The 6,109-nt window shown below is 46.2% G+C and carries 3 protein-coding genes; all 3 read right to left on the bottom strand.

The window, feature by feature from the left end:
- Positions 1–185: 185 nt before the first annotated feature.
- On the bottom strand, positions 186–2,840 hold the full coding sequence (locus AC805_RS02430) for a response regulator (RefSeq protein WP_055073952.1): 2,655 nt from the start codon (positions 2,838–2,840) through the stop codon (positions 186–188).
- A 44-nt stretch (positions 2,841–2,884) separates the two neighbouring features.
- A complete protein-coding gene (locus AC805_RS02425) occupies positions 2,885–4,510 on the bottom strand; it encodes a methyl-accepting chemotaxis protein (protein WP_055073951.1) in 1,626 nt (541 codons plus the stop codon).
- A gap of 376 nt (positions 4,511–4,886) precedes the next feature.
- Positions 4,887–5,972: a hypothetical protein gene (locus AC805_RS02420; protein ID WP_055073950.1), complete on the bottom strand. Its 1,086-nt coding sequence runs from the start codon at positions 5,970–5,972 to the stop codon at positions 4,887–4,889.
- Between the last annotated feature and the right edge of the window lie 137 nt (positions 5,973–6,109).

The following is a 6,109-nucleotide window of genomic DNA, read 5'->3' as shown; positions in this document are numbered from 1 at the left end:
GCGCCGCAACACTCTTCTGGGTTTTATGTCTTAACTTATTTGGCTATAGCTATATAGCAACGAAAAAGATAAATAGGGCATAAACCCAAAAAGACAAGTGGCGGCGCTTTGCACTTGTCTTTTTAATATAGAAGGGCGGCGCTTCGCGCCGCCTTTCTATTTACGCATAAAGACTTGGCGCTTGGTTATGCGGGGCTTTTTAATTCCAGTAAAGAACTCACTTTATTGACTAATTCGAGGGTCGAGAAGCCCTTAGTGAGGTAATCCGTTGCCCCAAGGCGGCTAGTTTCCCGCGACCATTCCTCAGCAAGGCGCGATGAAATAACGAGGATTGGCATATGCCATCCTGCCTGACGACAGCGATCGATGAGGGTAAATCCATCCATTCTGGGCATCTCGATATCGGTAATTAGCAAGGCAGGCTGATTGTGTCGTTGCAGCCATTCCCAAGCTTCCATACCATCATCACAGGTAGTAATTTCGTAGCCTTGAGGGGATAGGCTGCTCTCAATGCGTCGCCGCATTAGAGCCGCATCATCTACCACTAAAATTTGGCGATCGCCAGATAGTTCAAGGAAAGAGGCATTGGATGGAGAACTAGAAATAGTGAGTTTGTCCGTTCCTAACGAGAATAGAGCTTCTACAAAAGAGATAGAGTCTATGACGGGAATCAGTTTACCATCGGGCATTAAGCTCATTCCGATTAATCCGATCGGTACGACTAGAGGGGCGGGAATGGGATTTACTAGGAGATCGCTCTGTCCAATTAGGGTGTCCGCAATCAACCAAATACCATGCCCTTCATCCGTTTGTTTGGTGCGCACGGCGATCGCCGATGGCAGGAGCGAACGGGTTTCCACTTGACCTAGCCAATATTGATAGAGGTCGATGGCGGGGACTTTTGTATTCGTTTCTTGAACCTCGATGGTGTAGTCGGAGCGTTCAGTCTTTTGCCAGAGCAAACTCTCCACTAGCATGGTGGTATGAATTTCGGAAGTGGGAACGGCAAAGGTGCGATCGCCTGCCTGTAAAAGCATACAGCGCACGAATAGGTGGGGTACGGGAATCTGAATCGTAAAGGCAGTTCCTTTGCCAACTTGGGATATCAGGCTGAGTTTTCCATTCATGAGGGCAACTTGGCTGGCGACCACATCCATACCTACCCCACGTCCAGAAATATCGCTGACTACCTGCGTCGAAGTAAAACCCGATTGGCACAGTACACTTAACAAGCGATCGGCGGTACTAGTGTCGGTGAGAGGTAGCCCTTTAGATTTAGCAATTTGACTAATGCGATCGGGATCGATCCCCTTACCATCATCGCGAATCATGAGATCGAAAATGCTCCCGCGTCGCTTTAAAGATAGCTCGATTTTTCCCTGAATCGGCTTGCCTGCTTTTTCTCTCTCTTCGGCATTTTCGATTCCGTGATCGTAAGAATTCCGCAATAAATGGAGGAGTACGGGTTCTAAACTCCGTAGAGTACCTGCATCGAGTTCCAATTGTTCGCCAATAATAGTTAATTGGACTGATTTACCAACACGGGCGATCAGATCTCGCAAGATTCCCCTCGTCCGAAAAGCAAGGGTAGCAAAGGGAACAAGGCGGCTTTCTTCAATAGTCTGTTGTAGATTTCGCAAACTGCGATCTAGAGTTTGAATGCTATCCGCAGTGCGCCTTGCTGATTCGCCTGTCTCCGAGCCGAGTTCGATCAGCCGCAGACAAATTTCTAGTAAACGGTTGATAGCAGTATAGCCCTGTCGATAGCGCTCGACCTTCAGTCCATCTTGCTCTCCTGAGGCATCTAGTAAGGCATAATCATCCTGAACTTCGCGGAGTTGGGTAATATACTGCACGCTGTTTTGGGCAAGGGATACGAGCGGCAAGAGATTGGAATAGACGGATTGATAAAATCCTTGCGTAGCACGGGTTGCCATGAGCGTCTCAACTAGATATTGAGACGATCGCTCTAGGCGATCGAGGGGGACGGGAATTTGAATATCTGCCGCAGGCGCGATAGGAATATTCGCTAGGGATGGAACTTCTGCCGTCGTACTTGGCAAAGATTCAGGAGTTGGCGCTGCTTTTTCTGCTATTTGCTCATCAAGGAAAATGCCCCCTTGACGAGCGCTTTCTTTGAGCTTTTTCAAAAAAGGCATCCATTCCCGATGCCACAATTCGCAATCTAGGCGATCGCAAAGTTCTATCCCCTTTTGCAGAAAATCATGCCAAGAGGTCGCCAAATTGATTTCCGCACCAATTTCTTTTAGCTGGTTCATCGTCTGCTTGGCAGTCTCGCTAGCCTCAGCAGGCACTATCCCCTTGGGAGGCAATTCTTCGATCGCCATTTCCAGTTCGAGGATGACCAAATCAAAACCCTGATCGGCAAATTCTTGTTGAACTTGCCGCATTTCGTTCCACTCGGGCAGATACTCCGATTGAATGCGATCGCGTAGGGTTTGGATGTATTTTACCGCCGCATCAGTATCGCTGAGTTCCCCCATCTGCACTGAGCCGATCAGCAACTCGCCCGCTTCGATTAATGACTTGGATAATTCCCCATCAGCCAAGGGGGGCGCAACATCAAGATAACGCAGATCGGAAAGCAGGTCTTCTAGGATGGTTGAGACCTCTAGAACTGATTGAAATCCTACCGTTACCGAACCACCTTTAATCGTATGGACGCATCGATAGAGTTGTTGAATATCTTCACACCAATTGGTTGCACTGAGCTGACGTACGGTCTGCACGTATAGTTGCAAATATTTCTGAGTATCTAACTCAAATAGAGTACGCAGTTCTTCTTGCAGTTGTAAATCATCAAATTCTGGATTTGGCATTATTTCGCGATCGCTTTGTGATTATGACGATTGGTGATAGGAGATCAACTTACAACTTGAAACTTCTCGACTTCAATGGATTCCATTTCATCGATTTCTGCGAGATCCGCTGCCAACATTGGCGGTAAACGGAAAAACTGTACTCTTTCGAGTAATTGACGGGCAAGCATACCCATTTTCCCAGATTGATCGCGGGTAAACTGTGCCTGAGAAGCAGAACGTTCGGCGATCGCTTCAATGTCTTGGATCGAAGCTAAGCTGAATTTGACCGCTTCGGCGATCGATCTAGAGGAATCGGTCACAGCAACCCCTATTTCCGCTAACTCTTCAGTTACATTGGCGATATTGGTAAATGACTGTTCTGAACTATTGACGCTAGTCGTAAAATCCGATACGAGACTATTCACATCGCGTACGTCTTGATCGATCCCCGATACGACCACATCTACAAAGCCCGTGCGTTGCTGAAGTACGACTAGCCCTTGATTGGTTTGCGTTGCCAGTCCATTTACCTGAGTGGCGATCGCTTCAAATTCCTTGGCGACGGAAGCAAACTGTTCGGGATCGCGTTGTTCTAGCGCCCTAGCCGCTACCATCGAAGCATTGGTGGCTAGTACCTGAGTTAACGAGGCGAGCCGCTTTTGGTCTAACACAAATTGTTTTGCGAGAGCCACGAATTCGCCCAGATTTCTAATCCTCTGTACCATTTGTACCGTTGCCGCCTGTAGGGACTCGATCGAAGCGGTCAGATAAATAATTTGTTCCTCCCCCTGTCTTACCGCCGATCGCACCCTTTGCACAGCTCGGTTGGCGGCGATCGCCTGTTGAGCCGCTTCCTGCGCCAATTGGTTTACATCCTCAATGCCCAAACGGGCTTGTACGACTAAGGCTTCCTGCTGTTCTGCATTTTGCGATACGGCGATCGCTAATTGTTCAAGGCGATCGGTACGGATGGTTACCTGTTGGGTTGTTTGCAACACCGCCGCCAGTACCTCCGCTAGCTGTTCTGACAGGCGATTGAGGGTGTCCGCAATCAGTCCTGTCGCATGGGGGCTGACTTCAGCTTTAGCGGTTAAATCCCCCATTTCCAACTCGGATACCACATCTAGGAGATGGGAAATCTCATCTTGGAAAATATTATTCTGGACTTCAGCCTCAACCTGTGCCGAGGATTGCTCTTGCCGATTTTGAGCGAGGTTAAAAGTCATCAGGTTAAAAACTTCGGCGAGCTTACCAATTTCATCCTGCGCTCCGAGATCTACGGTTGCACCAAAATCCCCTGCGGCGTATTGTCTGGCGATCGCTTCTAGCCCCCGAATTCTTTTGCTCAGCGTACTGCCGATAAACAAACCAAACAACGCACTAATGACGATCGCAATCACCCCCAAGCCAAACACGAATAAAGTGGCATTGGACAATTGTTTTTGAGCATCTTGGTTCACAATCGGCGCGAGACTGCTATTTAAGTACAAAGAAGCGATCGCAAAGCCCGCTAGCGATAAAAAGCTGGTCGAACCAATGGCAAAGAGAATCTTGGCACTTATGGGTAAATTATTTAACCAATTGCTTTGATTGGAAATTTGTCTGATTGGGGCAGCAGTAGCAACGGCAGCCTTCCTCTTTCTTTTTGCATTAGCTTTTTTGCTTGAAAAGGGAGGTTTATTTGCCATAGATTTTCATCTTTAAGATTTAAGGATGCTAAAGATAAGATAGTTGGTAAATTGCGCGTTCGCAAACTAAAAACTATATTACCTATGATATTAACAACTGAATACTAACAACATACCTTGTTGTGCGATCTACCTTGAGTATGCTTCGCCACAATGTTCAAAATGGGTTTTATACCAATTCCCAAAATGGCGTTGCCACTTTGGGAATTCCAAAGCCTTACTGGGTCTGGCATTTAATTCACAAAATTGTTGTCACACTTTCGTGAATTGGTATAAAAGGGAAATAGTCTAGGACAAATAAAGGGGGTAGGATATGGCAAATTACGCGATTTTGCAACATTTCCTTGTAAATGTCAGGGAAATTCAGCCATTTCGCTTAGGGAGCATTAATAATTATTCCTTTTTCCCTTAATTTTACAAAAGCATTAGCATAACTACGGGCAGTAATATTGAATTGTTGTCTGATCGCTGGAAGCCCGATCGAGCGTAAATCTGACTCAGAGAAATGAGGAGTTGGTTCCCTATGAGCAGAAGGTATAGAGGTTAGTTCCTGAAGAGATTTCTGAAGAGATTCCTGAATATCTTGAAGATCTTTGGTCACAATGGGCGCAATAGAAACGGCTTGCATGGCTTGATCTTTGCCGAGCATTAAATCAAATTCTGCTAGTTCCTGACGATGGGCGATCGCTTGCTTCTCTTCTGGTGATAGATAAATCCGCTTTCCATCATTGCGAATATGCTCTTCGGCGATCGCATAACGATGGTGGAATTCTGCTAAATCCAGCGCTTTCTGATGTCTAGCGCTATATAAGGATGTCATTTGATGATAGTCATCAAAACCCATAACTCCTTTAACGGTACGTTTGTGATTGGGAAGGGAGATCGTAAATTTCACGCGATCGGGAACCTTGTGCTGTCGCTGCCGTGATTTTAGTTCGCCGCTCTTGGTGCTATAAAATTCCGCATAGACTTCCGTACGGTAGAGTATCTGCTCGATTCTAAAATCAACATTTAGACAATCTGGTCTGTTCGCGATCTTGATAATATAGGAGTTAAAGGTGATCGTATGGTTGGAATTATTGCCATTATCAAAGCTAAATCTATGCCAAGTATGAGCGGCTTTAGTTAATTTCTTTTGCTCATTGGTAACAGTTACTTTCGCTCTGCGAACACTCTGCGCAATCTTCAGTTTAATTCTCTCTTCCTGAGCTTCGATGGAGTCATCAATCTGACTTTGGATGGAGTAGATTGCCATACCGATGCCCATCACCGTGATTCCCCCACCGAGTATATTCGCTATTTCTGAAGGAATTAAAAATGCCGCGAATAGTCCCAACCCAATCGCGAGGCAAGAGCCTATTAAATAATTTCTCTTAGCGAGCGAAGGAACTGTTTTTGCGATCGCAAGGTCAAACTCAGGGGAATATTTGAGCGCAAGTTCAATTGTATTAATATCTACCATCTGGATTCATCTACCGCACCCAAACCAAATTTTACATGGTTTTAGACCAAAGCTCAAAATGGCGTAGCCATTTTGAGCTTTGGTCTAAAACCCTAAAGATGAGTGGCGGTGCTTTGCACCGCCACTCATCTTTAGGG

The sequence above is a fragment of the Pseudanabaena sp. 'Roaring Creek' genome (genome assembly GCF_001402795.1).
In the GTDB taxonomy this organism is placed as follows: Bacteria; Cyanobacteriota; Cyanobacteriia; order Pseudanabaenales; family Pseudanabaenaceae; genus Pseudanabaena.
The sequence above is the reverse complement of the archived record's forward strand: the minus strand, read 5'-3'. Positions and strand labels throughout refer to the sequence as shown.